Genomic DNA, 25,851 nt, shown 5'->3' with positions numbered 1-25,851 from the left:
CTGAGTACAGACTAACGCGCGAAAGGCTTAAATGTAAGGTCAAACTAACAAACACCCGAATTAACCCTTTCTGTGACGTGGGAAGATGGAGGACATGGCCCCCGACCGCCCACTCCGCCCAGCTACGCAAAGTGATGTCGCCCGGGAAGTAGGCGTTTCCCGAACATTGGTGTCTTTCGCCTTCCGGGGCGCTCCTGGAGTCAGCGCCGAAACCAAAGAAGCCATTTTCGAAGCCGCCCGGCGTCTCGGATACCGACCCAACGCCGTAGCCGCCGACCTGGCACGCAAGCACCGCTCCGCCGTCGGGCTTTACCTGATGGATATCCGCAACGAGGTCTATGCCGACATTCTCAGCGGCGTCCGCGTGGCCCTCCCGCAGGACGGCAACCGGCTCATCCTGAGCGTATCCCGCTCGGTTGATGGTGTTGACCGGGGCGCGCTGGAGTCGCTCATAGAGGCCCGGGCCGGGATCATCATCGCCGCCACGCTCTTGGATCCGGACGAACGCGTGCAGGAACTGGCGCAGATCGTGCCGCTGGTCAGCGTCACACGGCCGGTACCGGGCGTGGACAGCGTCTATTCGGATGACGTCGTCGGGGCCAGGGCCGCGACTGAACATCTCCTCACCCTCGGGCACCGGCGCATCGCCCACCTGGCGGGTCCCGTGTACGACGGACACACCATCCGCAGGCGGAGCTACCAACAAACCATGCGCGACGCCGGGCTGAAGCCCCAAACGCTGGCGGCCGAGGACTTCACGCAGGAAGCCGGGGAACGCGCCACCATGCTCCTCCTCAAACAACCCGAGCCCCCGACGGCGATTTTCACGCACAACGACCAGCTGGCCCTGGGCGCCCGCGAAGCCGCCTATTCCCTGGGTTTGTCCATCCCGCAGGACCTGTCGCTGGTGGGCTATGACAATTCGCGGATCGCCAAGCTTCACGGCATTGACCTCACGACAGTGGACCTCCATGCCGCAGTGTTGGGCCAAAGGGCGGGCGCGATAGCGCTGGAACGGCTCGGAAACCCGGAGGGCCCCATCGCCGACGAAAGGCTCACGCCTGAGCTGGTGGTCCGCAACTCAACAGCACCGCCGCCTCTTCAGACGTGATGCAGGCACGTGGTTGCGACGCCCCAAATAGTCAGCTCCGACAAGGCAGCCACCCTGATGTCCGGGAATGCAGGGTTGTCCGCCTGCAGCACCACGCCCGTCGGGGTGATGCGCAAGCGTTTGATGGTCAGCTCACCATCCAGGACAGCCACGACGACGGACCCATCCTTGGGTTCCAGCGCCCGGTTGACAATCAGCTCGTCTCCGTCGCTGATGCCGGCGCCCTCCATCGATTGGCCGGTCACCCGGACGACGAACGTGCTGGTGACGTCCTTGATCAGGTGCTCGTTCAGGTCGATGCGGCCATCGAAGTAGTCCTGCGCCGGCGAGGGATACCCCGCGGCCACTGACACGGGAGCCAACAGCACCGACATCAAGGACAAGCCCGCATCTATCACGCGGCGGCCGACTATCACGCCCACAACACACCTTTATTCGAATATATGTTCGATAACTGAGTGTACAGCGAACTGCGGACATTCACGTCGTGGATGAATTAGTCTAATGAAATGATTATTTGGCGTGGTTGGGGAATTTTGGTCCTCGTCGTGTTCGGTATTTGCGGTGGTTTGGCGGGCGGCTTGTCGCACGGCAATCCGATCGCAGTAGGTGTGGGCTTCCTGGCCGGTGCAGCCGGGATCTGGTATCTCGGAAACTGGTTCAACCGCACCAGGCCCACAGCGGGCTACGAGGCAGCGGTCAACGCCAGAAGCCAGGAATTGTCCAGAATGGTAGAGGTCGGCGCCTACCAGCACCCCGGCCTTCCCGCTCCTCAATCCTTCGAGGAGGCACGTGCCCTCGCGGATGAGCAACTGAAATACGAGGCCGAGTCCGCCCGGCGCGGGTACTTCAACCGGCACAGCCTCTTCTTCCTGCCCATGCAGTACTGGGCGTTTGTGGCGGCCTTCGCCGGCGTTGCGATGATCATCAGCGGCCTGGTCCGGGGCTGATCCAAGAAGGGACGGGTTCAGCCCACCTTGTACCGCAGATGCGAGACCAGGCTGGTACCACGGACCTCAAGGGGTTCAAGCTTCAGCTCGCCTACACCGTCCAGCAAACGCTCACCTGCGCCCAGGACGATCGGCGCGATATGGAGCCGCAACTCGTCAATGAGGCCAGCGGACAGGAATTGTCTGGCGGTTGAGGCTCCACCGGCGATGGCAACGTTCTTCCCGCCCGCAGCTTCCTTGGCGCGCGAGAGCACTGAGCCGATGTCGTCATTGACGAAATGGAAAGTGGTGCCGCCCTCCATCACCATGGGTTCGTGCGGGTGCGAGCTGAGAACGAACACCGGCGCGTGATACGGGGGTTCTTCGCCCCACCAGCCGCGCCACTGCTCCGGCCACAAGTGCTCGCCCGGTCCAGCGAACATGTTCCGGCCCATGATGTAGGCGCCGGCTTCGAGGATCCCGGCGACCTCGGCGGCGTTGGTATCCCGTTCCTTGAACTGCCAACGGTGCAGCTTCTCTCCCCCTTCGCCGAGCGGTTGTTCCATACTCTGGTTCGGTCCGGCAACAAAGCCGTCAAGGGACACGGTGAGGTCACACGTAACGAGGGTCATGCGCCCATCCTGCCATCGGGGCACCGGGGCCACCAGAGCACGCGGGTCTCAGGAGACGTTGAATCCGCCATTGCTGTGCAGGACCTGGCCGTTGATCCAGGAACCCGCGTCCGAGAACAGGAACCGCACCAGGTTCGCGGTGTCCGTGGGTGTACCCAGGCGTCCGGTCGGGGTCGCCCGGGTCGTCCAGCCGCGTACGTCGTCGTCCATCCAGCCGGTGTCAATCGGCCCGGGATTGATCACGTTGGCCCGCACCCCTTTGTCCCCGAGTTCGACGGCGGCCGCCGTTACTATCCGGTCCAGGGCACCCTTGCTCGCACCATATGGCAGGTTATGGACGGTGTGGTCGCTGGTCAACGCCACGATCCTGCCGGCCACTTCGCCGGGAGGTACGGCGGGCAGCTGCTCTGCAAACGCCTTGATGAGCAGCCATGGGGCCCTGGCATTGACGGCAAAATGGCGGTCCCAGCTTTCCACCGAAGTAGTGAGGATACTGCTGTCCACAGATTCGCAGTGCGAGACCACCAGCCCGGTCACGGGGCCCAGTTTCCGTCCCGCTGCAACGAGCGCCGCCGGTACACCAGGGTCGCTGAGGTCCCCGGATACGAGTTCGACGGCGACACCCTCCGCGCGGCACCCGGCGGCTATGGCGGCGGCATCGCCAGGTGACGATTCGAGGCCAAGCCGGTCGTCGTAGGGCTTCCAGTGGTTCAGGACAAGGGACCAGCCGTCGGCTGCCAGGCCCCTGGCCAGTGCTGCCCCGATGGAGCGGCGCCTGCCTACGCCTGTGACAACGGCAACCTTGGTTTCTTTTTCCAACGTCATCCCTTGACCCTATGCCGCGGCCCCGGCGGGTTCTACGCTGGACCTCTTAGCACCCACGAATCAGCACCGCGGAAAGAAGGCGGCCATGGCACGGAAACCAGGACCCACGCTTGAGCAACTGAACATCCTCGTGGGCTCGTGGGAGACCACCATCCCCAGTGCCGGAACACAGGGACGGACCACTTTTGAATGGCTGGAAGGTGGCGGCTTCCTCATCCAGCGTTCCACCGTGGCAAGGCCCGAATACCCCAACGCAGTCAGCGTCATCGGTGCAACGGGCTCGGACCGGGCATTCCAACAGCACTACTTCGACTCACGCGGCGTTGCCCGCATCTACGACATGACGCTCAGGGACAACGTCTGGACGCTTTTCAGGGACGGACCGGACTGGCCGCAGCGCTTTGTTGGCCACATCAGCCCGGACGGCAACACCATCACCGCCCGCCTGGAGCGCGGCACCTATCCGGGAGGCCCACTGGAGCACGACTTCGACATGGTTTACTCGCGGATTCATTGAACCCTGTGCACCAACAGCATTACTCCACCTCATTTACAGATCCCTTGCCCGGTGGGAACATAAGGCCCATAGTCCGCGGAGGCAACGCCCGGCCACGCCCGGCATCCTCTGCCGCTGCCATGTAGTCAGCTCTCCTCTGAGAGGAACGGCCATGGGTCGTCTGGGGACCGGGAACAGTGGGGATGCGGGTCCCGAACCCGCTGATGATCCCCGACGCCACAGCCTGGACCGCATCGAAAAGGTGGACGCGGTGGTTGTCGGATCGGGGTTCGGCGGCTCGGTGGCAGCCCTGCGGCTCGCCGAAGCCGGACAGTCCGTGGTGCTCATGGAACGCGGCAAACCGTACCCGCCCGGAAGTTTCGCCCGTACGCCGTCGGAGATGGGCAAGAACTTCTGGGACCCAGACCGTGGGCTGTACGGCCTCTTCGACGCCTGGACCTTCCGCGGGACAGAGGGGCTGGTATCCAGCGGACTCGGCGGCGGCTCCCTCATCTACGCCAACGTGCTCTTGCGCAAGGACGAGAAGTGGTTCGTCAACGAATCCCCCATCCCGGGCGGCGGCTACGAGAATTGGCCGTTTACCCGGGCCGACCTGGACCCCTACTACGACGCCGCCGAAGCCATGCTTCAACCCGTTCCCTACCCCTACCAGGACACCGCCAAGACCGTGGCCATGGAAAAGACGGCAGCGAACCTGGGACTTGCCATCACCCGGCCACCCATTGCGGTCACCTTCTCCGCTGAGCCAGGAGCGGCACCCCGGACCAACCAGGCGCTCCCGCTCCCCCACTACGGCAGCATCCACGGCCCCGATACGGTGCGGACCACCTGCACGCTCAGCGGCGAATGCGACATCGGCTGCAACGCCGGCGCCAAGAACACCCTCGACCACAACTACCTCTCGGCGGCTGCCTTCAAAGGCGCCGATATCCGTACCTTCCACGACGTCCGCGGCATCCGGCCCCTGGACCGGGACAGCGGCGGCTACGAACTCCGCTACGTCATCCACGAACCGTATCGTGGGGGCGGATTGCTCACCGAACGCATCATCCATTGCCGCCGGCTCATCCTGGGAGCGGGCACCTTCGGCACCAACTTCCTCCTGCTTCGCAACCACGGCTCCCTGCCCGCGCTCAGCGACGCCCTGGGCACCCGCTTCAGCGGCAACGGTGACCTCCTGACGTTCATCATGGATGCCAAGACACCCGCAACCAACGGCTCGCGGCCAGGAGTCAGGGCACTCTCCGGGAGCAAGGGGCCGGTGATCACCACGGCGGTCAGGGTCCCGGATGGGAACGACGACGGCGGCGACGGCCGCGGCTACTACGTGGAGGACGCTGGGTACCCGGCGTTCATGAACTGGCTCATCGAGACGGCCCAGCTGAAAACCGCTGTAAAACGCACGGCGAAGGTGGCGGGTCAGTTGTTCAAGGACCGACTGTTCGACGCCGGCCGCTCCAACGTCTCGGCAGACCTCGCCGCCGCCCTGGGAGACGGGCGCCTGTCATCCAGTTCCATCCCCTTGCTCGGCATGGGGCGCGACATACCCGACGGCGTCATGACACTGCGCGACGGACGCCTCGCCATCGCCTGGACCATGGCGACGTCCACCGCGTATTTCGACCGTGTCCGCCGAACGATGTCGGATATTGCCAAGGACCTCGACGGCAACTTCATCGACAACCCGCTCTGGTGGGCCAAACGCGTCATCACCGTCCACCCCATTGGCGGAGCCCCCGCCGGGCGGCACCCGGGTGAGGCAGTGTGCGACTCCTACGGTGAAGTTTTCGGCTACCCCGGGCTGTTCGTGGTGGATGGCGCCGCAATGCCCGGACCGGTAGGCGCCAACCCCTCGCTGACCATCGCCGCCTTCGCTGAGCGCACGTGCGCCCACATCGTCGAGACCAGTGACAAAGCCCGCCACAGGGGCATCAGCCCCAGCGATGCGGTGGCCGTTCAGCAGGAGGCGGCCGGCGCCGTCGTCGACGTCGGAAGTGTGGCTCCGCGCGCTTTGGCCCCCGACGCCACCAAGGGCAAGGCCGCGCTCCCGGAACGGCCTGCGAGCGCCGTCGCCCCGGGCACAGCGCAGCGTCCGGAGGGGCCCGGCACCCGTGGCCTGGCAATGCCCGGGAGCTCAAGGAAGGAAGCGACCTCCGTTCGGTTCACCGAGCAGATGCATGGGTGGTTCAGTCCAGGAGTCAGTGATCCGGAGAAGGGGCGCAGCCTGGGCAGGGACCGGTCCCGGCGGATCATGTTCGAGCTCACGATTACTGCCGAAGACATCGATCAGTTCGCTGCGGATCCTGAGCATCCGGCCAAGGCCGAAGGGTATGTGCTGGCTGATTATTTCGGCGGCCGGATGCCGGTGGAACGTGGATGGTTCAACCTGTTCGTCGCGGACACCTCCGACGACGGCGGGCCGGCCAGGCGCATGCTGTACAGGTTGTGGCTGCGCGACCCCGGCGGTACGCCGTTCACGTTCACGGGTCACAAGCTCATCCACAATGAAGCGGGATTCGATCTCTGGCCGGACACGACCACTCTCTACGCAACGATCGCCCGGGGCCATGTCCCGCCATCTGAAAGGGACGCGCCACCTGAGGTCCCTGCTGAACCTCCAAGGGTGCGGCAGGAGGGCACCGTGGGCGCCGGCATCCTCTACATCCGGCCTTTGGACTTCGCCCGGCAACTGACCACCTTCCGGGCCGAGGGCGCTGAGCCGGCCACTGGACTGCTGACGTTCGGGAAGCTGTTCGGGGGCGAACTCTGGCAGGTTTACGGGCGAACGCCCCGACGCATATCATTTCCATTCACGCCGAAGCAATGAAGATCCGGGAGCTCGCGCAACACCACGCCGTCCTGGGTTTCACTCCACGGACCGCGGTCCGCTGGCTCTCGCCCATGTCGCTGGCGCGTACCGCCCTGAAGGTCATGGCCGCCACCGTCTTCGCCGATTTTGGCGACAAACGAGAGTTGGAGGGCGGCTTCCCGGACGATCCGCTGAGCCTGGACAAGCTGCCCGACGCTGGCCAGCCTGCGCAACCGGTGGTCAGCGAGCGCGGCCTGCCGGATCCCGCTGGCCCGGATCCAGGCAGCCCGGATCGACCCGCCGAACTGTGGCTCGACTTCGCGGCGGACCTCGGCGACGGATTCGATGCCACGTACACGGTTGCCTCCCTGCTGGCCCAGGATGCCCTCAGCGTCGGGGGTCTGGTCCTCCCGAGGGGCCACGTCCTGGTCCTGGGCGGCGATGAGGTCTACCCCGTGGCGTCCCCGGCCGGATATAAGGACCGGATGGTCGGGCCGTACCGGATGGCGTTGCCACGAAACCAGGCGCCATCTCCCGGCATGCCACCAAACCGGGCGCCGATCATGCTGGCCCTCCCCGGAAACCACGATTGGTACGACGGCCTGACCTCCTTCATCCGGGTCTTCACGCGGCAACGAAGCATCGGCGGATGGCGGACCATCCAGACCCGCAGCTACTTCGGCCTGCGGCTCACCGGACAACCACCACGGCCCGGCCATCACGGCGTTCCGGGCTGGTGGCTGCTGGGCCTGGACAGCCAACTGGGCCAGTACATCGACGAACCACAACTGGAATACTTCTACCGCAGCGTCACGTCCCAGCTGCAGCCTGGAGACGCCATCATCCTCTGCGTAGCCGCCCCCTTCTGGGTCAAAGGAACCACTGAATTCCAGCAAGTGAGCTTCTTTGAGCAGGACTATCTGCGCCGCCGCTTCAATCCGGCCACGCAGCTGTTCGAGGACACAGGGGCCAACGTCCGGCTCTGGCTCACCGGGGACCTCCACCACTACTCCCGCTATGAACAGGACACTTCCGACGCCGATGCAGGGAAGACACAGCTCATCACGTGCGGGCTGGGTGGGGCGTACCTGTCGGACGCCCACTGGCTGCCGGACGAACTCCTCTTGCCTGCACACGCCGTCCCGGGAGACCCGTTCAGTGTGCCCGCCGCCGGGAGCCACCCGGCAGCGGGACGCCGTTTCACCAGAAGCTCCACCATCTATCCTGACCAGTCCGACTCACACCTCCTGGGACCACGCCTGGCCAACCCCTTGTCCCCTTCATGGCTACCGGTGCGCAACCCGGGCTTCGGATTGTCCATTGGCCTGCTCCATGTGGTTGCCGCTCTCACGGCATGGACGGTGTTCAGTGCTTTCCGCGGTGAATCGTTCGTGGACGGGCTCCACGGGCTCACGCGCGGAAACACCGTTCTCCTTCTTACCGTGCTGGTCCTTGTCGTCCCCGTGCTGCTGGGCGTGACCACCCTGGCGGCCCGGACCTTCCGTATCGCCAGTTCCGGCGTTGTCGTCTTCGCCCGGGGAGCGCTCTTCCAACTCGCGGCTCTCGCGGTGAGTGCCGGCGTCGTCATCCTTGTTCCGTGGCCCGGCAATTGGCCGGACGTGGTGGTGGTGCTCCTGGCGCTGGCATTGGTCCACGTTGGCGGGTGGGTGCTGGGCAGCGAAGCCTTCGCACTGTACATCCTGGCTACCCCAAGCGGGGAAGTGTCCACCTGGAAAATGTCAGGACAATCCATCGAGGACCACAAAGGCTTCCTCCGCCTCCACCTGGACGCGGACGGCTCATTGACCGTCTACCCCCTGGCCGTGGACACCATCTGCCGCGACTGGCAGCTGACCGGAAACGACGACGGCGCGCGGCTGCTTCCCGAGGCCGGCCTTCCTGCCGTCCGGCTGCTTGAACAGCCCATCACCATCGCACAGGAGGGACCCGCATCATGATCAACACCCGTGCCGGACACCGGACCGAGGTCATCCCGTTCCGTGCCCGGGACAACACTCCGCTCAGCCTGGTCCACGTGACTTCGCCGGCGGAAACCACCAAAGGGCCGGTGCTGCTGGTCCACGGATCCGGCGTCAGGGCAGAACTGTTCAGGCCACCGGTCAGGACCACCATTGTCGATGTACTCCTCGAGGACGGCTGGGACGTGTGGATGCTGAACTGGAGGGCCTCCATCGACCTCGACCCCCTGTCCTGGACGCTCGCCGACGCCGCCGTGTACGACCACCCTGCCGCCGTCGAACACGTCCTGAACGCGACCGGAGCCGAAACGATGAAGGCCGTCATCCACTGCCAAGGCTCGACGTCGTTCACCATGTCCGCCGTCGCCGGGCTGCTGCCCCAGGTGGACACGATCGTCTCCAACGCCGTCTCGCTCCACCCGGTAGTGCCACCTTTCTCCCGCCTCAAGATCGACTACCTCACGCCGGTGGTGAAAGTCTTCACCCCGTATCTCTCGCCCGCTTGGGGATACAAATCCCAGGGCTACTTCACCCGGGCCATCCGCGGCCTGGTCAAAGCCACCCATCACGAGTGCGACAACACCGTCTGCAAAATGGTCAGCTTTACCTACGGCAGCGGACGCCCGGCCCTCTGGTCCCACGAAAACCTCGACGACGCCACCCACCAGTGGCTCAGCGGCGAGTTCGCAGAGGTGCCCGTGACTTTCTTCGAAGAGATGGGCCGAAGCATCAAGGCCGGGCATATGGTGGCTGCCGGCGACCACGCCGAACTCCCCGACAACCTTGTGGCGGAAGCCCCGCAAACGGATGCCCGATTCGCCTTCATAGCCGGCCTGGACAACCGCTGCTTCCTTCCCGAAAGCCAGCAACGTACCTACAACTTCTTCCAGCACCACCGTCCCGGCAAAGATTCGCTCCATCTCATCCCCGGATATGGCCACCTTGATGTCTTCTTTGGCGACCATGCCTGGCGGGACACATTCCCCGTCATCCTCCAGGAGCTGAACGGAACCAAGGAGCCGAACACATGAAAACCCTCACCCAACTGGTCACTCCCCTGCTCAAGCTCATGCCCTCACCGGTTCCCCGCAGACAGGAACGCCTTCGCGGCCAGCATGCTTTCGCCGACGGAATCAAATATGTGATGCCGGTCAATTCCGATGACTCACCAGTGCTGATGGCAGCCTTTCCCATCAACAAACGCGCGGCCGCAGCGGTTCTCCCCGGGACTGAAATGCGCCCCTTCAGCCTGGGCGGCAAAGGGCTGCTGGTAGTCACAGTGGTCAATTACAAATCCACGGACATCGGCAAGTACATCGAATACTCCCTGGCCATTGCCATCACCCATGGCAGCCGGCCGGCGCCGCCCATCCTGCCGTTGCTGTTCCAGAGGACGTTCAAGCTGGGCCAGTTCGTGGTGGACCTGCCAGTCAGCACGGAAGTTTCGGTCAAGGGCGGCAAGGGAATCTGGGGCATGCCCAAGCACCAGGCCAACCTCGACTTCGTCGTCACAGACTCAACCGTCTCAGCGCTCTACGAGCAAGACGGGAAGCTGGGCTGTTACATCGAAATAGAGCGGCCCGCCGCTCCAAGTCCACTGGCGCTGCCCCTGAAACTCGCCGCATCCAACTACTGCGTCTTCCGGAACATGCTGTGGAAGTCCGATATCTACTTCGAAGCCATCGGAGACATCGCCCTGGGAGCACAAGCCAAGGCGCGCCTCATCCTCGGCGACGTTCCCGGCGTCGAACCCTTAAAGGAACTGCAAGTGGAGACCAAACCCGTCTTCACAGCCTGGCTGCCCCAGGCCCACGGCATCCTGGACGACCACTACGAAGCCTGGTTCCTCACCGCCCCCACCCCATTGGAAGCAGCGGCCCTTCAAGGGGGCGACATGCTGGACAGCGTCACGGACCTCGGCCAAAGCCAGGAATGGCTCGCGCCCCCGGACCGCAGCAGGGTACCGGGCGCCGTTTCCAACCCTCATGCCGGCGGCACACCGTGAACTGGCTCCTCCTGATCAACGCCCTCTACTTTCTCTTCGGCGCCACCATGTATGTCGGCACCATGTGGGTTCTCAAGTTCTTCCTCTACCCCACCTGGCACTCGCTGGCACGGGACAACGTGGACATGCATTTCGGCATCCCCACCCGCGCCGCCACGAAGTTCTTCACCGTCGTGGTGCCTGTCATGTTCATCTCCGGAGGCATCCTGGTGTGGTCCGAATGGGGAACCATCCGCGTCGTCTTCGCCATCATCTGCCTGGCAGGAATCATTGCACTGACAGTTGTCGGGCAAGGCCTCATCATCCCCATCAACGTGAGGATCCGCGGCGGCGACTTCGCAGATGACACCGAACTCCGGTCCCTGCTCAAACGGTGGATGATGCTCAACGACATCCGTTTCTACGTCTCCACCCTGACCTGGGCCTCGATGGTGTGGCTGCTCGTTGACCGTGGCCGGCTGCTGGAGTCCTTCACATGACTGATCCCCTCCGTGCCGTTCTCGCGGTCATTGCCGCCATCACCGTCCTCACCGGCGCCGCGCAATTGCCCTTCGGCGGTCCGATCCTTCAATTGCTGGGCTCCGAGGACACTGCAACGACCCGCCAACTGTTCGGGACAGTGGGCATGTTCATGGTGGTGGTGGGCGGGCTGCTCCTCCACACACTCCTCAGCGGCGCCCCCTCACCCGACGTAGTCCTTTGGTCAGGACTGCAGAAGGCCGGAGCCTTCAGCGCGGTGGGCATCGGGGTGCTGAACGGGGTATTTTCTCCCCTTGCACTCTGGGTTGCGTTCTTTGACCTCGCGACGGCGGGACTGCTGTTCGTCTACTGGCGCAGGATCCGCTTCGCTGCAGCCAGCCCTGGGCTGGCCGGAGGAAGAACACCGTGAAACGCTCCCTGGTCCTCGCCGGCGGAGGGATGCGGGTGGCGTGGCAGACAGGCGTGGTCAAGGCGCTCGCCGAGGAGGGTTTGGAATTCCAGCACATCGATGGCACCTCCGGCGGCATCCTCACGGCCGGAATGATGCTCTCCGGAATTCCCGCCGAGGAAATGTGCCGCCGCTGGTCCGGCGTGGACGTCAAAGACTTCAGCTCCGCCCTGCCCTTTGCTGATTACGTCAAAGGGCCGTGGTCCCTCCCCGCGCTGGGAGACGCCGACGGCATCCTGGGCAAGATCTTCCCGGCCCTCGGCATCAACGCAAAAAGCATCCGTGACCGCGCGGCCGGACCGGACGCTGTCGAAGGCTCCTTCAACGTAGTGGAGTTCACTTCGAAACAATGCCACGCCATCGATGCCGCTCACATTGACGCCGAACTGATGGCGGCCGGAATGTCGTTGCCCATCTTCCTCAAGCCGCTGCGCCGGGACGGGAAAATCTGGACGGACGCCGTGTGGGTCAGGGATGCCAACATTGGCGAAGCCTTACGGCGGGGGGCCGAGGAAATCTGGTTGATTTGGTGCATCGGCAACTCGCCGTACTGGGGGGACGGGCCGCTGGAACAGTACGTTCACATGATCGAGATGAGTGCCATGGGTGCCCTCCTGGCCGACTTCGAAGCTGCCGCCGCCGCGGGGCGCGAGTTTGTGCTGCATGTGATCCGGCCCGAGCACCCGTTGCCGCTGGATCCGGAATTTTACCTGGGCCGGATCGACGCCGACACACTGATCGGCATGGGGTACCGCGACGCCAGGGCATATATAGGGACGATGTCGCCGACCGGACTCGCCAAAGACCCCCTCTGCACGGCGATGACCGAGCCGTCGCCAGGAGTCCGTTTCATCGATGTCCTGCACGGCGAACTGGACGGTCAACCGCTGACATTCCGGGCCGCCGTCGTGACGCCCTCCGAGCCCGGAGAAGGACTGGCGCAGCTCAGCGGCCACCTGGACTACCCGCCGTGGGGGCGCGTCTTCCTTGCCGGCGGTCATGCGGAGACCGTGGGGGATGACGTGGCCTATCGCTTCCGTTTGCGGCTGAACGGTGGGTGGCGGGATGCGGCCGTCATCCGGACCCTGCACGACGACCCCGGAGCAGATGCGTGGTCAGACAGCCGGAACGCCCGGCTCCACCTGGGCGAACAGGTGGTGGATCTCACTATGAGCCTGATCGATGCGGCTGGCCTCCTGGCTTCTGTTGAACCCGTGGGCGTACATGGCCTGGCCGGGCGGGCACAAGCAATAGCCCGCTTCACAGCCAACGGATTCCGGGAGCTGTTGCGCCGATACTAACCGCGTCCCGGCTTCAATGTGATGCACGTTATTACCGGCGGGTAAACGGCACGCTACGAATGCGCCAAAGATGGCAACAGCGGTGAAACACCCGCGAAAAACCGGCATCCTACGCTGATGAACAACAGCACCAAACAGGTCATCAGCGAAAGGGCCCACCATGTCCTCTACTTCCCTTCACATCGTCATCGCCGGCGCAGGCCCGGCAGCCCAGGCACTGGTGCGGCGATTGGCTGGCAGGACCGACACCCGTCAGCGGCCCTTCGCCGGCACCATCACCGTGCTCAGCAACCGCGACGACTGCCCGGACGCCCTCCTCGAACTTGCCGAACTGCCCCAGGTTTCCGTGCGATTCGGCCAGGCCGCCAGTTTCATCGACGCTGAGGCCAAGGTAGTCACCACGGTGGACGGCATGGAGTTCGCTTACGACCAACTGGTCATCGCCACGGGTTCGGCCCCCCTCCTTCCCCCGGTAGACGGTGCCGAGGCGGTCCTGAGCTACTCCACCATCGACGATGCCGCCTCCATTGGCGAAGCCGTCAAGGACGTCACCCGTTCTGTCGGCCGCCGTCCGCTGGGAATACTCGTCGGCAACGGTCCAGCAGCGGGCCAGGCCGAAGCGGTTCTCCGGGCACGCGGCGTACGTCCCGTCCGAACCACTCTCCGCCCCACAGCTGTGGTTGCCTCCATTGCTGAATCGGCCATCCCCGGGCAAGCCCTGTCCCCCACGGGAATCGTCTTTGAGGACGGCAGCAGCATGAAGGGCGACCTCGTGGTCCTGGCCGAGGAACGCGCCGCACGCAATGGCCTCGCCGAAAGTGCCGGCCTCCGGATCGCGTCCGACGGCGGGATCGCCGTGGGGCGCGACCTCGCCACGTCCGTCCCTGGCATCTGGGCGATCGGTGATGCCGCTTCCTGCGACGGCCTTCGCTTGGGCCTGCTCCTGTCCGCAGAATCTTCCGCGATGCTCTGCGCTTCCGGCATGCTGCTGGGAGCCGTGAGCAGCGAACCCCAGCCAGCCATGGCTGCGTGATTCGCCGACTACGTAGCTCCCGCCGGGTGTCGGGAACCAGGGAAGAGCAGGTGACGATTTCCTACGCAAGCAGTCTTCAGGCGCGACGCGTGCGACTCACGGCCTTGACACCTGGGAAACTTCACTCACGGCCGCCAGCGATAACTAATCCCGGCCATCCTTGGTCGACCTGATTCTGTCCGAGCCCCCTGGCAGCGGTGGGGCTTTGGATTCGTAGTTGTGCCCGCTGGGTGTTCGGAGTTTGAGGGTGTGGCGGGTCCTCGTGCCGGGATCTGCCGGGGTGGGGTTACCGGGCCTGGTGTTTGCGGCCTCGGCTGTTATGGGCTGGGTGGTTCCGGCCTCCGTGGTTGCTGCGGTCCAGCCAGGATGTTCTTTGGTGTGGTTGCATGCTTCGCAGAGCCCGGCGCCGTTGTCCACAGTGGTAGGTCCGCCGTGCTGCCAGGGCACCACGTGATCGATGTGCCTGATGGGCGCGTCGCAGTAAGGGGTTCGGCAGGTGTAGTCACGGGTTTCGATGAAACGCCGAAGCCGCGGCGGGAACAGCCTGGATTTGGAGTCCGTGGTGAGAAGTTCCCCGGAGGTCGGGGCGGTGTAGAGCCGCCGAAGCCAGAGTCCGTACTCGGAATCCCGAACCGGCGCTAGGGTTTGGGAAAGCGTTCCTGCCCGACCCATGCCGCCGGTTCTGCGTCCTGAAATCCCGGCCTGTCCAGCGTCAGCGGTTGTGTTCCCCGCCGCCTCCGGGTTTGCAAGTTCGCGCGCCCATTGTGCCGGGACGACGCCATAGCCCTGCAACCGGGCGGGTTCACTGTCGCCTTGGAAAAGGGCCCGATCGGTCATGACGAGCTGGACTTCAACCCCGCTGATCCCGCCGGCCTTGCCCGTGAGACGTTCAACCAAGGTATCTGCCATGACCTGGCCCCGGCCCCGTTCCGCAGCCCCTGAGCCAGCACCCCCGCGGGCCCGGACCGAATCCGCGGCACGAGACAACGCCGCGTAAGCTGCAACCCCCTGGGCCGCCGGCAGCAGGGCAGTCAAAACCGTCATTGTCTCCGGCGCCGGTCGCAAAGTCACCGTCCGGTCCGCGGCTGCACGGGCCGCACGCTGGGCAACCGAGCGCGGATCACGCTGATACGCAGCAGCCCTGGCAGCCGCGATCACGCCCTTATCCCCCACGCCCTCAAAAGTCCCGGTATCCGCGGCCAATTCCGCATCTACCCCAGCCCGGTCCTCCACTGACAAGCACGCTGTTTCCTTCACCAACAACGTCGCCCGCCACTCATTCAACATCCCCGAGTCCAAAGCCGCCATCGTGCGCGGCATCTCGAACACCAGCGCCTTCGCCAGCCCCAGAAGCCGCGCTCCCCGGTTCGGGGATTCCCGCCGCGCCAACGCGATCTCGGCTCCCACATCATCGCCGCGTTCGGACACCGGCACCCCGGCAGCGGCCCGCTCAGCAGACCGGGCTGCCTCAAACGCCGCCGCAACCCTGGCCTGCAATCCGCAAATCGCCGACTTCATCTCCTCCAACACCCGCAACTGCCCAATCAAGTCACCACTTAGGGACCCAGGGCCCTCAACACCCGAACCGGGAACAGCCGGCCCGGGATCACTCTCAACCACCGACGCCCCAGCAGAACCAACCGGCCCCGCCGCCGACTGTTCTTCCACCGGCTCCCGCCCCTCCCGAATCCACTCCATACCGCAACCCTTCCAGCCACCACCAACAGCCAAAAGACACCGAGCCCCCTATGTGGAAAACCCCGCTCCAGCACCCGCGGAAATCCCCGCGCCCCACCCACCAGCGACCCCCACGGGGCCGCGGGGAGCCCCGCCGGATGTGGCAAGATGGTCCTTTGACGGGCAGTGACAACCCTGCGGCCACCGGGCCGGCCACGCCCTGCACGGAAGGATCCCATGAGCAACGAAGCCGTCGCCCCTGCAAACATCGCCTCCTACATCGACCACACGCTGTTGAAGCCCGAGGCCCGCGAGGCAGACATCCTCAAGGTGTGCGCGGAGGCCGTGGAGTACCGGTTCAAATCTGTCTGCGTGAACCCCGTGTGGGTCAAGACCGTCACCAAAGCGCTCAAGGGCTCAGGAGTCCTGACCTGTTCGGTGATCGGGTTCCCGCTGGGTGCCACGCCCACCGACGTCAAGGTGTTTGAGGCCCGAGGTGCCGTGCTCGATGGTGCCAACGAAATCGACATGGTGATCAACATGGCTTCGGCCCGCGCCAATGACAAGGGCGCGTTGGTGGACGACATCCGAGCTGTGGCCGAAACGGTCCACGCAGGCGAAGCCATCCTTAAGGTGATCATTGAAACATCCATGCTCAATGACGAGCAGAAGGTCATCGCATGCGAGGCAGCAGCGGAGGCAGGCGCGGACTTCGTCAAAACGTCCACGGGATTCAACGGCGGTGGTGCCACGGTTGAAGACGTTGCCCTGATGCGCAAGACCGTTGGGCCCGGCCTCGGCGTCAAGGCCTCCGGTGGCGTGCGCTCCCTGGCCGACGCACAGGCTATGATTGCTGCTGGTGCAACACGTATCGGAGCGAGTTCCGGAATTGCCATCGTCAAAGGTGAACAGGGTTCATCTGCCTACTAAGGCTTCCGCTACCGCCAGAGATTTTTGAGCCCTGCGGGGCCGAGGAGGAATGAATGTCCAAGAACACCACAAGTGCCCCCATTGAAAAAGAGAACAATCTCGGCACGAGCATTGTCTTGTTCCTGGTCATGATCGTGCTCTTCCTGGGCGCCATCTACTCGCTCTCCTTCCTGAGCCTGGACAACCCGTGGCCGATGGCCGTGTGCCTTGGCCTATTCGCCCTGGCTTTCTGGATTCCCCAGACCATTCTTGGCCGGTCGGACTCCGCCGGCGAAAGCTAAACCTCAAACAGCAACGCGGTGTGACTTACGGCCCATCCCGAAGGGGACCATGGGCCGTAAGTCACACCGCGTTTGGCTTTTAAAGCGCCAGCGCGGCAAGAAACGCGGGCCAGTGAAGCTTCGCCAGTGTCCAGGCAGCGGCCCCCATCCCCACCATGGCGTAGCCGCTCACAGGAATCAGCACCAACCATTCCCGCCGTGACCCCGCCCTGCCCAACAGCGGCAGGGAGAAAGCCCCGTTCGCCCTCCAGATTCCACTGACAACGGATTTCCGCAAAAATTTCGGTGGTTTGATGACAATCGGCCACAAGAGCGGCACCCCGCCAACGGTGATCATGTCCCCCACAATGTGGACCACCACGCCCGTCAGCATGGACAACGGGAGCCAACCCCATTGGGCCGGGGCGAACCAGGTCACCAGGCCGGCCATGAGCAGGGCGAACAGCCAGTTGGTGATCCACCCGGATTTGGGGAACAGGTTCAGCGCCTTGGCGGCCAGGTTGATCATGAACATGCACAAGAGTCCGGCACCCACCGACAGTTTTCCCACCGGCGTCACCATCTGGAATTGCGCCGCCATGGCGGCCAGCACCACGAAGGCCGAGGCGCCGAGAAGTGAGTGCGTCCCTTGCCGGTGCCCACCGCTGGCTTTCTCGATGCCCACGGCAATCACGTTGGACAGTGGCGGCAGCGAGTTGGCGATGGTGCTGTGCCGGTGGTCCCAGTCGCATACCAAGGCCGTTCCCGCCGTCGCCATGGCGCCAATCAGGATCCCAGTGGCATCCAGCGGGTACCAGCCGAGCGCGTAGGGGCCGGTTGAGGCAATAGCTATCCACGCCGCGGCTCCCGACGCGGCGTGGTGTCCTCCCATCATTCGCCTAGCCTGCCTTCACGGGGGCTTCGGCGAAGATGGCTTCAATGACGTTGTTGGCCCACTGCAGGATCTCGGCGTCCTGGAGGTCGCGTCCGCCGATCCGGGCGGTCTTGGGCTTGGGGATCAGCACGGCGTCGAGCGCAGGCTTGACCTGGGAGCCCGGGTACATCCGGTTCAGGCGCATGGTTTTGGATTCGGGCAGTTGCGCCGGCGAGAAGCGGATGAAGTTGCCTTGGAGCGCGACGTCGGACAGGCCGGCTTCGCGGGCACCCACCCGGAAGCGCGCCACGGCAATGAGGTTTTGGGCCGGCAGCGGCGGCTCACCGTAACGGTCCACGAGTTCGGCCAGGACTTCATCAATGGCCTCATACGTGATGGCGGCAGCGAGCTTCCGGTACGCCTCAAGACGCAGCCTCTCCCCGGGAACATAGTCATGGGGCAGGTGCGCGTTGACCGGCAGCTCGATCTTCATCTCGGCGGCCTTCTCTTCAGCCTCACCGCGGTACTCGGCCACGGCCTCGCCCACAAGCCGGATGTAGAGGTCGAAGCCGACACCTTGGATGTGGCCGGACTGTTCTCCGCCGAGCAGGTTGCCTGCACCGCGGATTTCCAGGTCCTTCATGGCCAGCTGCATGCCGGCGCCGAGCTCGTTGTGCGCCGCCACTGCCTTGAGCCGTTCCAGCGCCACCTCACCCAAGGGTTTCTCGGAAGGGTAGAGGAAGTAGGCGTAGGCGCGCTCACGCCCACGGCCTACGCGGCCTCGGAGCTGGTGCAGCTGCGAGAGGCCATACTTGTCGGCCCCGTCCACAATCAAGGTGTTGGCGTTGGAGATGTCCAGGCCGGTTTCGATGATGGTGGTGCACACCAGGACGTCGAAGCGTTTTTCCCAGAAGTCCACGATGATTTTTTCCAGGCGGCTCTCGGACATCTGGCCGTGGGCAACTTCCACCCGGGCTTCGGGAACCAGTTCACGGATCTGCGCGGCAATGCGTTCAATCGAGGACACCCGGTTGTGGACGAAGAACACCTGCCCTTCGCGCATGAGTTCACGGCGGATCGCGGCGGAGGTTTGCTTGTCGGTGTACGGACCTACATAGGTCAGCACCGGGTGGCGTTCCTCCGGCGGTGTGGCCAGTGTGGACGTTTCGCGGATTCCCGTCAGGGACATCTCCAGTGTTCGCGGAATGGGCGTGGCACTCATGGCAAGGACGTCCACGTTGGTGCGCATCTTCTTCAGCGCTTCCTTGTGTTCCACGCCGAAGCGCTGCTCTTCGTCCACGATCACCAGGCCGAGGTCCTTGAACTCGAAGTCCTTGGACAGCAGCCGGTGGGTACCGATCACGACGTCGACAGCGCCGCTCTTGACGCCCTCGGCCGTTTCCTTGGCTTCCTTGCTGGTCTGGAACCGGGACAGCGGCTTCACGCGCAGCGGGAAGCCGGAGAACCGTTCGGTGAAGGTTTCGTAGTGCTGCTGCGCCAACAGGGTGGTTGGCACGAGCACCGCCACCTGCTTGCCGTCCTGGACAGCCTTGAAGGCGGCGCGGACGGCGATTTCGGTCTTGCCGTAGCCGACGTCGCCCGATACCAACCTGTCCATGGGGATTTCCCGCTCCATGTCGGCTTTGACCTCGTTGATGGTGGTCAACTGGTCGGGTGTTTCCACGTAGGGGAACGCTTCTTCGAGCTCGCGCTGCCACGGTGTGTCCGGTGCAAAAGCGTGGCCGCGGGATGCCATGCGGGCAGAGTACAGCCGGATCAGTTCCCCGGCGATTTCCTTGACGGCCTTGCGTGCCCTGGACTTGGTGCTGGCCCAGTCCGCGCCGCCCATTTTGCTCAGCGCAGGCGTGTCCCCGCCCACGTAGCGGGTCACCTGGTCCAGCTGGTCCGTCGGTACGAACAGCCGGTCGCCAGGGGCACCGCGCTTGGACGGCGCGTACTCCAGCACCAGATACTCGCGCAGCCCGGCATCGGACGACGACGTCCCGGTCACCTTGCGCTGGATCAGCTCCACAAACCGGCCGATTCCGTGCTGTTCGTGGACCACGAAGTCCCCCGCGTGCAGCTGCAAAGGATCCACGGCGTTGCGCCGTTTGGACGGCATGCGCCGCATGTCTTTGGTGGAGCTCGCTGTCGCCCGTCCCAGCAGGTCGGCTTCGGTCAGCAGCCCCAGTTTGAGGCCGTCCAGGACAAAACCGCGTCCGACGGCGGCGGTGGTCACCTCGATGATGCCCGGTTGGGGTTCCTGATCCAGGGAGTCGACGCGGGAACAGGGAATCTCTGCGTCGTGGAACAGCTCAGCCAGGCGCTGCGCGGGACCCGGGCCGTCCGTAACCACTACGACGCGCCACTGCTCGCGGACACGGGAGCCGATGAACTCCAGCATCTCGGCCACATCGCCCTGGTAGCCACGCGGTTCGCGGGCACGCATGTTGAGGACATCGATGTCCAGGACCAGGTCCTCGTCAGAGGCGAGGGAGGTGATGGACCACCAGGACACGCCGTGTTCCAGCGCTGCCGAGCGGGTATCGGTCAGTGAGCGGAAACTGGCGGCGTGCAAGTCAGTGGAGGCCTGTGACGACAAATCAAGGGGCGCCGCACCGCCGTCGGACGCCGTGGACCAGGCCGCTTCCAGGAACTCTTCGTTGGTCGCCGCGAGGTCGTGCGCGCGCGTGCGCACCTTCTCGGGTTCGATCACAACGGACAGGGAGCCGGCCGGGAGCTGGTCCACGAACGGAACCATGGCATCCACCAGCACCGGGGCCAGGGATTCCATGCCTTCCACCGCAATGCCCCCTGCGATCTTCTCCAGCATGTCGGCCGCCGCGGGCATGTCGGCTTTCAGCTTCGCCGCACGGGACATTACCGAGGGTGTGATCAGGATTTCCCGGCACGGAGGGGCATGCAGTTCCGTGGGGTGGTGGATCCCGGGTGCACTCAAGGAACGCTGGTCGGCCACGGCGAACCAGCGCATCTGATCCACCTCGTCGCCGAAGAACTCCACCCGGATCGGGTGGTCCTCGGTGGGTGGGAAGACATCGAGGATTCCGCCACGGACGGCGAATTCGCCGCGGTGCGTCACCATGTCGACGCGCGCGTAGGCGGCGTCGGAGAGGGCCCGGACAACGTCGGTGAAGGAGCGTTCCTGGCCTACTTGCAGGGTGACCGGCACCAGGTCACCCAAGCCGGCCACGATCGGCTGGACCACAGCGCGGACCGGAGCCACCACCACACGCAACGGGGCCGCCGTCGAGGTTTCCGGATGGGTCAGGCGGCGCAGAACGGACAGGCGGCGTCCCACGGTGTCCGACCGCGGCGAAAGGCGCTCGTGCGGGAGGGTTTCCCAGCTGGGGAAGGTGGCCACAGAGTCCGCGGGGAGGTAGGAGCAGAGCGCCGCGGTGAGGTCTTCGGCTTCACGGCCGGTGGCGGTCACGGCCAGGACCACCGGGGCTGCCGCGTCATCGGCGCCGGTGTCCGCCAGGGCATCGGCCATTTCGGCGAGCAACACCGCACGCATCCCCGTGGGGGCGCTGATCTGGTAGTCGGCGTTCCGGTCGCTGAAGGACCGCTCCGCCTCGGTACGAATGCGCGCGAAAGTCTTGTCCTCCGCCAGTGCGCGGCGCAGACCGTTGAGGCTCATGGCAGAAACTCCTAGGGTGGGTCCAAGGGCAGGCAACACAAATGCCCGGAAATTCAGATGAATGCCGGGTCATTCCAGCCTACCTCCACCCCCAGCCACAGGAGTTCCTTTGCAGCCTTCGGAAGCTACGCATTCCAACACCACGCAGGACACCAGGACAGTGCTGGTGACCGGCGCCACCGGCTACATCGGCGGGCGGCTGGTCCCCCGCCTCCTCGAAGCCGGCCACAAGGTCAAAGTCCTGGTCCGCACGCCCCAAAAAATCGCAGACGTTCCGTGGCATGACGACGTCGACATTATTGAGAACAGCCTGTCCGACGCCGACGGCCTCTCCGAGGCGCTCAACGGGGTGGACGTCCTGTACTACCTGGTCCATTCCATGGCCTCGGGCAGCGGTTTCGAGGCCAAGGAAGAAGCCATGGCCCGCCTCGTCGCCGGGGCAGCTGCGGAGGCCGGAGTGGACAGGATCGTGTACCTCGGCGGACTGCACCCGGAGAACACGGAACTGTCCACACACATGCGTTCCCGCGAAACCGTGGGCAAAGTCTTCCTCGAATCACCCGTGGACTCGATCGTGTTCCAGGCGGGCGTGGTGATTGGCTCCGGCTCCGCATCCTTCGAAATGATCCGGCACCTGGCCGACACCCTCCCGGTCATGCCCGCGCCGAGCTGGGTCAACAACCGGATTGAGGCGATCGCGGTGCGCGACGTCCTGCACTATCTCGTGGCGGCGGCGGCCCTGCCGGACAAGCTGAACCGCTCGTTCGACATCGGCTCACGGGAGGTCCTGAAGTACAAGGAAATGATGAACGAGTACGCCGTGGAACGTGGCCTGCCTCGGCGGCTGGTCATCGCGCTTCCCGTTCCCGCGCCGAAACTCGCCGGACTGTGGGTCGCCTTGGTAACACCGATTCCGCTGTCCATGTCGCTGCCGCTGGTGCAGTCACTGCAGCACGACGCCGTATCGCGGGAGCACGACGTCGACCGTTACATCAAGCAGCCCGACGGCGGCCTGACCTCCTACCGGCGAGCCGTAGCCTTGGCGCTGGGCAAGGAACGGGACGGTCAGGTGGAGACCACCTGGGCCAACGCCGGTATCGACGCCGATCCCCTGCCCAGCGACCCCGATTGGGCCGGCTACAAAGTGTTCCTGGACGAGCGGACCTTCCATAGCGAAGCCAAGCCGGAGCATGTGTGGACCATCATCGAGGGCATCGGCGGCAAGAACGGCTGGTACTCGCTGCCTTTGGCGTGGCGGGTGCGCGGCTGGCTGGACAAGCTGCAGGGCGGCGCCGGGCTGCTGCGCGGCCGCAGGCACCCCAAGACGCTGAACACCGGCGAAGTGGTGGACTGGTGGCGGGTTGAAGCCATCGACCGCGGCCACCTGCTGCGGTTGCGCGCCGAAATGCGCGCCCCGGGTGGTGCCTGGCTTGAGTTGTCGGTGGAGCCCGACGGCGACGGGAGCCTCTATAAGCAGCGCGCGATTTTCTTCCCCCGCGGCTTGGCCGGACGGCTGTACTGGCTGGGCGTGTATCCGTTCCACGGCTTCATCTTCCCGTCCATGGCCCGCAACATTTCGGCAGCCGCGACCACCCTTCAGGAGGAATCGGGTTCAAGTGTGTCCACCCGGACCCCGTAGGATGTTGGGAGCTAAAAAGCTTCACCACCACCATCCACGGAGGACCCATGGCCCTGAGTGCATCCACCACCCTGCCCCACAGCGTTGACCGCGTAGCGGCCGTCTTTGTCGACGAGGATTTCCTGCGCCACACGAGCGAATACGTGGGCGGCTCGCTGGAATCGTTCACCGTTGACGGCGACACTGCCGGCGCTTTCACCACCACCACCGTCCGCACATTGCCCACCACCCGCCTGCCGGAGATCGCCCGCAAGTTCGTCGGCGAAACCTTGAAGGTCACCCAGACCGAGCAGTGGGAAGCCCCGGCTGCCGACGGCTCGCGCGCCAGCACCATCGCGCTGAAGATCGCCGGCGCACCGTTGGATGTCACCGCGGTCCAACGGCTCGTGGCCGAGGGCGGCAGCACCCGGATCGAACTCGAAGGCAATGTGACGTCCTCGGTTCCGTTCCTGGGTGGAAAGATCGCTGACGCTGCCGAGCCCATGGTGGGCAAGGCCTTGGGCATCCAGTCGCAGCAGGCCCAGGCCTGGCTCGAAAGCCACTAGCATGCAGATTCCCGCAATCCTTGCGGTGGTCCTGATTGTGGCCGGCGTGTGGTCGCTGGCTGTGTGGCCGCAGTTCCTCAAGCGCGTCATGAAGGATCCCCGGGCCCGCGACGCCGCAGGCAAGGCCACAAAGTTCCTGACGGTCCACGTCGTCCTGGTCACCATCTCCATGGTGCTGGGACTGGCGACGGCGGTCATCGGAATCGCGGGCCTCGTCGCCTGAGCCTCGTCCCACCCGACCGGGGACGGCAAACGCTCCACTGAGCCCTCAGTGGAGCTTTTGCCGTCCCCAGGTTGGGTAAGATGGACATTGGTGTGCCGGGAAGTCTGGTCGGCGTGTATTTGCTGTACCCGCCCTATGACCGCCCACTGTTAGGAGCCCTCAGTGGCCCAGCTGCCTCCCGTCCCGCCCAAAACCCCCTCCAGCAAAGTCTTCACCCGCTCCAGCTACCCGGAGTATCGCAGGATCCTCTCGATCCTGCGTACGGAAACCGTGGGCGGAGCACTTCTCCTGGCCGCAACAGTGATAGCCCTCATCTGGGCAAACTCCCCCGCAGTCGACGGCTACTTCGCACTCCGCGACGTCAAGATCGGCTACGAACCCTGGCACCTTGAGCTCAGTCTGGGCCACTGGGCCTCCGACGGACTGCTGGCGGTGTTCTTCTTCCTGGCGGGACTGGAGCTCAAACGCGAATTCGTGGCCGGGGAACTCCGCAAACCAGCCCGGGCTGTTGTTCCTGTGGCTGCAGCGATCGGCGGCGTCGCAGTCCCTGCGCTGATTTTTGTTCTCTTCAACCTCGGTTCCCCTGAAACCCTCAAGGGCTGGGCCATTCCCACGGCGACGGACATTGCCTTCGCACTGGCGGTCCTGGCTGTGATCAACACCCACCTGCCCGCCGCGCTCCGGACCTTCCTGCTGACGCTTGCCGTGGTGGACGACCTCATCGCCATCGGCATCATCGCCTTCTTCTACTCCACTGGGCTCCAGCCGCTCATGCTGCTGGCCGCGCTCGTCCCGTTGGCGCTCTTCACGTTCTTGGTACAGAAGCGGATCCGCAGCTGGTACCTCCTGGTGCCGCTGGCCCTGGCGACGTGGGGGTTCGTTCACGCATCCGGCATCCACGCCACCGTGGCAGGGGTGTTGCTGGGCTTCGCTGTCCCTGTGTTTGCCAGTGGGAAGAAGGGTGAGCCCGCCGAGGGCCTCGCCGAGCACTTTGAGCACCGCCTGCGCCCGTTCTCGGCAGGTTTTGCCGTTCCGGTGTTCGCGTTCTTCTCCGCCGGTGTGGCCCTGGGCGGGCTGGACGGCATGGGCGCGGCGTTGCGGGATCCCGTGGCGCTGGGCATCGTGGCCGCGTTGGTGCTGGGCAAGGCTGTGGGCGTCTTCGGCACGACGTTCCTGGTCACCAAGACCACGCGCGCCAGCCTGGATTCCGGCATCGCATGGATCGACCTTTTCGGGCTGGCGCTTCTGGCCGGTATCGGCTTCACCGTCTCGCTGCTCATAGGGGAGCTGAGCTTCGGTGCAGGTTCAGCCCACAACGACCACGCCAAGGTGGCCATCTTGGCGGGTTCCTTGATCTCGGCGCTGCTGGCCGCCGTCGTCCTTAAGGCCCGTAACCGGCGGTACCGGCAGGTGCAGGCGGACGAAGAACGGGACGACGACGGCGACGGCGTACCTGATGTCTTTGCCCGCAGCTGACGCGGAGGTGCCTCGGAGCTAGGCCGTTGCCTGGTTGAGGGCGTCCTCGGCAGCCACCCACGAGATCATGGCGCACTTGACCCTGGCTGCGTAGCGGGCTACTCCCTCGAACGCTGCGGCGTCGCCCAGGATCTCCGGGTCTGCCTGCACCTTCCCGCGGGAACGCAGGACCTCCCGGAAGTTGTCGATCACGGAATGCAGTTCCGCCACGGACATCCCCTCACCCATCTCGCTGAGCACGGAGGCCGAGGCCATGGAAATGGAACAGCCGGCACCGTCCCAACTGATCTGCTGGACTGTTCCGTCCGCGACGGCGAGCCGCAACGTCACTTCGTCCCCGCACACGGGGTTCAGCTGGTGCGACTGACCGGTGGAGGCACCCGCAGGGGCCAGTGTTTCGGCGAGCCCGCTGCCGTGCCGCTGCTTGGAATGGTCCAGGATGATCTGCTGGTAAAGCTGGTCAAGACTCATGGTGCTGATGCCCGTTTCTTTGCAAAGTC

General features: G+C 64.8%; 24 protein-coding genes. 17 read left to right on the top strand and 7 right to left on the bottom strand.

Annotated elements, in window-relative coordinates; all coding sequences use genetic code 11:
- Nucleotides 1-94: 94 nt before the first annotated feature.
- Nucleotides 95-1,111 carry a LacI family DNA-binding transcriptional regulator gene (locus HMI60_RS10695; protein ID WP_193589624.1) on the top strand — a complete coding sequence of 339 codons (1,017 nt, stop codon included), beginning with the start codon at nt 95-97 and terminating at the stop codon, nt 1,109-1,111.
- Here the strand turns inward: HMI60_RS10695 and HMI60_RS10690 are convergent.
- Nucleotides 1,102-1,533 (bottom strand): LexA family transcriptional regulator, encoded by a 432-nt coding sequence (locus HMI60_RS10690; protein WP_193589623.1) that lies wholly within the window; start codon nt 1,531-1,533, stop codon nt 1,102-1,104. The two genes, HMI60_RS10695 and HMI60_RS10690, sit on opposite strands and share 10 nt — an antisense overlap.
- Before the next feature lie 87 nt (nt 1,534-1,620).
- On the opposite strand from HMI60_RS10690, the gene HMI60_RS10685 reads away from it, so the two are divergent.
- Nucleotides 1,621-2,061, top strand: a complete 441-nt coding sequence (locus tag HMI60_RS10685; protein WP_039240372.1) for a hypothetical protein — start codon at nt 1,621-1,623, stop codon at nt 2,059-2,061.
- Between the two features lie 17 nt (nt 2,062-2,078).
- Here the strand turns inward: HMI60_RS10685 and HMI60_RS10680 are convergent, their stop codons facing one another.
- Nucleotides 2,079-2,672, bottom strand: a complete 594-nt coding sequence (locus HMI60_RS10680; RefSeq protein WP_039240371.1) for a dihydrofolate reductase family protein — start codon at nt 2,670-2,672, stop codon at nt 2,079-2,081.
- 48 nt (nt 2,673-2,720) lie between these two features.
- Nucleotides 2,721-3,497 (bottom strand): SDR family oxidoreductase, encoded by a 777-nt coding sequence (locus HMI60_RS10675; protein WP_018777368.1) that lies wholly within the window; start codon nt 3,495-3,497, stop codon nt 2,721-2,723.
- Between the two features lie 85 nt (nt 3,498-3,582).
- On the opposite strand from HMI60_RS10675, the gene HMI60_RS10670 reads away from it, so the two are divergent.
- The 9 genes from HMI60_RS10670 to HMI60_RS10630 all read left to right on the top strand — a co-directional run bounded on the left by HMI60_RS10670 (nt 3,583) and on the right by HMI60_RS10630 (nt 14,069).
- Nucleotides 3,583-4,014, top strand: a complete 432-nt coding sequence (locus tag HMI60_RS10670; RefSeq protein WP_039240369.1) for a hypothetical protein — start codon at nt 3,583-3,585, stop codon at nt 4,012-4,014.
- Between the two features lie 151 nt (nt 4,015-4,165).
- On the top strand, nt 4,166-6,841 hold the full coding sequence (locus HMI60_RS10665; RefSeq protein ID WP_227453516.1) for a GMC oxidoreductase: 2,676 nt from the start codon (nt 4,166-4,168) through the stop codon (nt 6,839-6,841).
- Nucleotides 6,838-8,781, top strand: a complete 1,944-nt coding sequence (locus HMI60_RS10660; RefSeq protein WP_193589622.1) for a hypothetical protein — start codon at nt 6,838-6,840, stop codon at nt 8,779-8,781. The genes HMI60_RS10665 and HMI60_RS10660 overlap by 4 nt, the downstream gene beginning before the upstream one ends.
- Nucleotides 8,778-9,833 (top strand): alpha/beta fold hydrolase, encoded by a 1,056-nt coding sequence (locus tag HMI60_RS10655; RefSeq protein ID WP_193589621.1) that lies wholly within the window; start codon nt 8,778-8,780, stop codon nt 9,831-9,833. Before HMI60_RS10660 ends, HMI60_RS10655 begins: the two co-directional genes overlap by 4 nt.
- Nucleotides 9,830-10,807 carry an acetoacetate decarboxylase family protein gene (locus HMI60_RS10650; RefSeq protein ID WP_110504449.1) on the top strand — a complete coding sequence of 326 codons (978 nt, stop codon included), beginning with the start codon at nt 9,830-9,832 and terminating at the stop codon, nt 10,805-10,807. Before HMI60_RS10655 ends, HMI60_RS10650 begins: the two co-directional genes overlap by 4 nt.
- Entirely contained in the window at nt 10,804-11,286 is a 483-nt protein-coding gene (locus HMI60_RS10645) for a hypothetical protein (protein ID WP_018777362.1), read from the top strand. Before HMI60_RS10650 ends, HMI60_RS10645 begins: the two co-directional genes overlap by 4 nt.
- On the top strand, nt 11,283-11,696 hold the full coding sequence (locus HMI60_RS10640; RefSeq protein ID WP_064721884.1) for a hypothetical protein: 414 nt from the start codon (nt 11,283-11,285) through the stop codon (nt 11,694-11,696). The genes HMI60_RS10645 and HMI60_RS10640 overlap by 4 nt, the downstream gene beginning before the upstream one ends.
- Nucleotides 11,693-13,036, top strand: coding sequence for a patatin-like phospholipase family protein (locus HMI60_RS10635; protein WP_193589620.1), 1,344 nt, complete (start codon nt 11,693-11,695; stop codon nt 13,034-13,036). Before HMI60_RS10640 ends, HMI60_RS10635 begins: the two co-directional genes overlap by 4 nt.
- Nucleotides 13,037-13,196: 160 nt before the next feature.
- Complete coding sequence (locus HMI60_RS10630) at nt 13,197-14,069, top strand: FAD-dependent oxidoreductase (protein WP_193589619.1); 873 nt, start codon at nt 13,197-13,199, stop codon at nt 14,067-14,069.
- A gap of 144 nt (nt 14,070-14,213) precedes the next feature.
- On the opposite strand, the gene HMI60_RS10625 is transcribed toward HMI60_RS10630, so the two are convergent.
- A complete protein-coding gene (locus HMI60_RS10625; RefSeq protein ID WP_193589618.1) occupies nt 14,214-15,767 on the bottom strand; it encodes an HNH endonuclease in 1,554 nt (517 codons plus the stop codon).
- Between the two features lie 216 nt (nt 15,768-15,983).
- On the opposite strand from HMI60_RS10625, the gene deoC reads away from it, so the two are divergent.
- Together deoC and HMI60_RS10615 are read left to right on the top strand one after the other, a co-directional pair.
- Entirely contained in the window at nt 15,984-16,676 is a 693-nt protein-coding gene (gene deoC / locus HMI60_RS10620) for a deoxyribose-phosphate aldolase (RefSeq protein WP_193589617.1), read from the top strand.
- Nucleotides 16,677-16,729: 53 nt separating this feature from the next.
- Nucleotides 16,730-16,957: a hypothetical protein gene (locus tag HMI60_RS10615; protein ID WP_018777356.1), complete on the top strand. Its 228-nt coding sequence runs from the start codon at nt 16,730-16,732 to the stop codon at nt 16,955-16,957.
- 79 nt (nt 16,958-17,036) lie between these two features.
- Here HMI60_RS10615 and HMI60_RS10610 read toward each other — a convergent pair whose 3' ends face one another.
- Together HMI60_RS10610 and mfd are read right to left on the bottom strand one after the other, a co-directional pair.
- Complete coding sequence (locus tag HMI60_RS10610; RefSeq protein WP_079581068.1) at nt 17,037-17,831, bottom strand: metal-dependent hydrolase; 795 nt, start codon at nt 17,829-17,831, stop codon at nt 17,037-17,039.
- Between the two features lie 4 nt (nt 17,832-17,835).
- Nucleotides 17,836-21,468: a transcription-repair coupling factor gene (mfd, locus tag HMI60_RS10605; protein WP_018777354.1), complete on the bottom strand. Its 3,633-nt coding sequence runs from the start codon at nt 21,466-21,468 to the stop codon at nt 17,836-17,838.
- Nucleotides 21,469-21,577: 109 nt separating this feature from the next.
- Here mfd and HMI60_RS10600 point away from each other — a divergent pair, with 109 nt between their 5' ends.
- From HMI60_RS10600 to nhaA, 4 genes are all read left to right on the top strand, one after another.
- The gene (locus HMI60_RS10600; RefSeq protein WP_018777353.1) at nt 21,578-23,107 is read left to right on the top strand and encodes an SDR family oxidoreductase; all 1,530 of its coding nucleotides are present in this window, start codon (nt 21,578-21,580) and stop codon (nt 23,105-23,107) included.
- Nucleotides 23,108-23,154: 47 nt separating this feature from the next.
- Nucleotides 23,155-23,652 (top strand): DUF2505 domain-containing protein, encoded by a 498-nt coding sequence (locus tag HMI60_RS10595; RefSeq protein ID WP_018777352.1) that lies wholly within the window; start codon nt 23,155-23,157, stop codon nt 23,650-23,652.
- Between the two features lies 1 nt (nt 23,653).
- Nucleotides 23,654-23,875 (top strand): SCO4848 family membrane protein, encoded by a 222-nt coding sequence (locus tag HMI60_RS10590; RefSeq protein ID WP_018777351.1) that lies wholly within the window; start codon nt 23,654-23,656, stop codon nt 23,873-23,875.
- 162 nt (nt 23,876-24,037) lie between these two features.
- Entirely contained in the window at nt 24,038-25,351 is a 1,314-nt protein-coding gene (gene nhaA, locus HMI60_RS10585; RefSeq protein WP_193589616.1) for a Na+/H+ antiporter NhaA, read from the top strand.
- An 18-nt stretch (nt 25,352-25,369) separates the two neighbouring features.
- Here nhaA and sufU read toward each other — a convergent pair whose 3' ends face one another.
- The gene (sufU, locus tag HMI60_RS10580) at nt 25,370-25,822 is read right to left on the bottom strand and encodes a Fe-S cluster assembly sulfur transfer protein SufU (RefSeq protein WP_055974938.1); all 453 of its coding nucleotides are present in this window, start codon (nt 25,820-25,822) and stop codon (nt 25,370-25,372) included.
- Between the last annotated feature and the right edge of the window lie 29 nt (nt 25,823-25,851).

This window comes from Paenarthrobacter sp. YJN-D (genome assembly GCF_015040335.1).
Taxonomy (GTDB): Bacteria; Actinomycetota; Actinomycetes; order Actinomycetales; family Micrococcaceae; genus Arthrobacter; species Arthrobacter nicotinovorans.
This window is presented reverse-complemented; position numbering and strand designations above follow the sequence as displayed.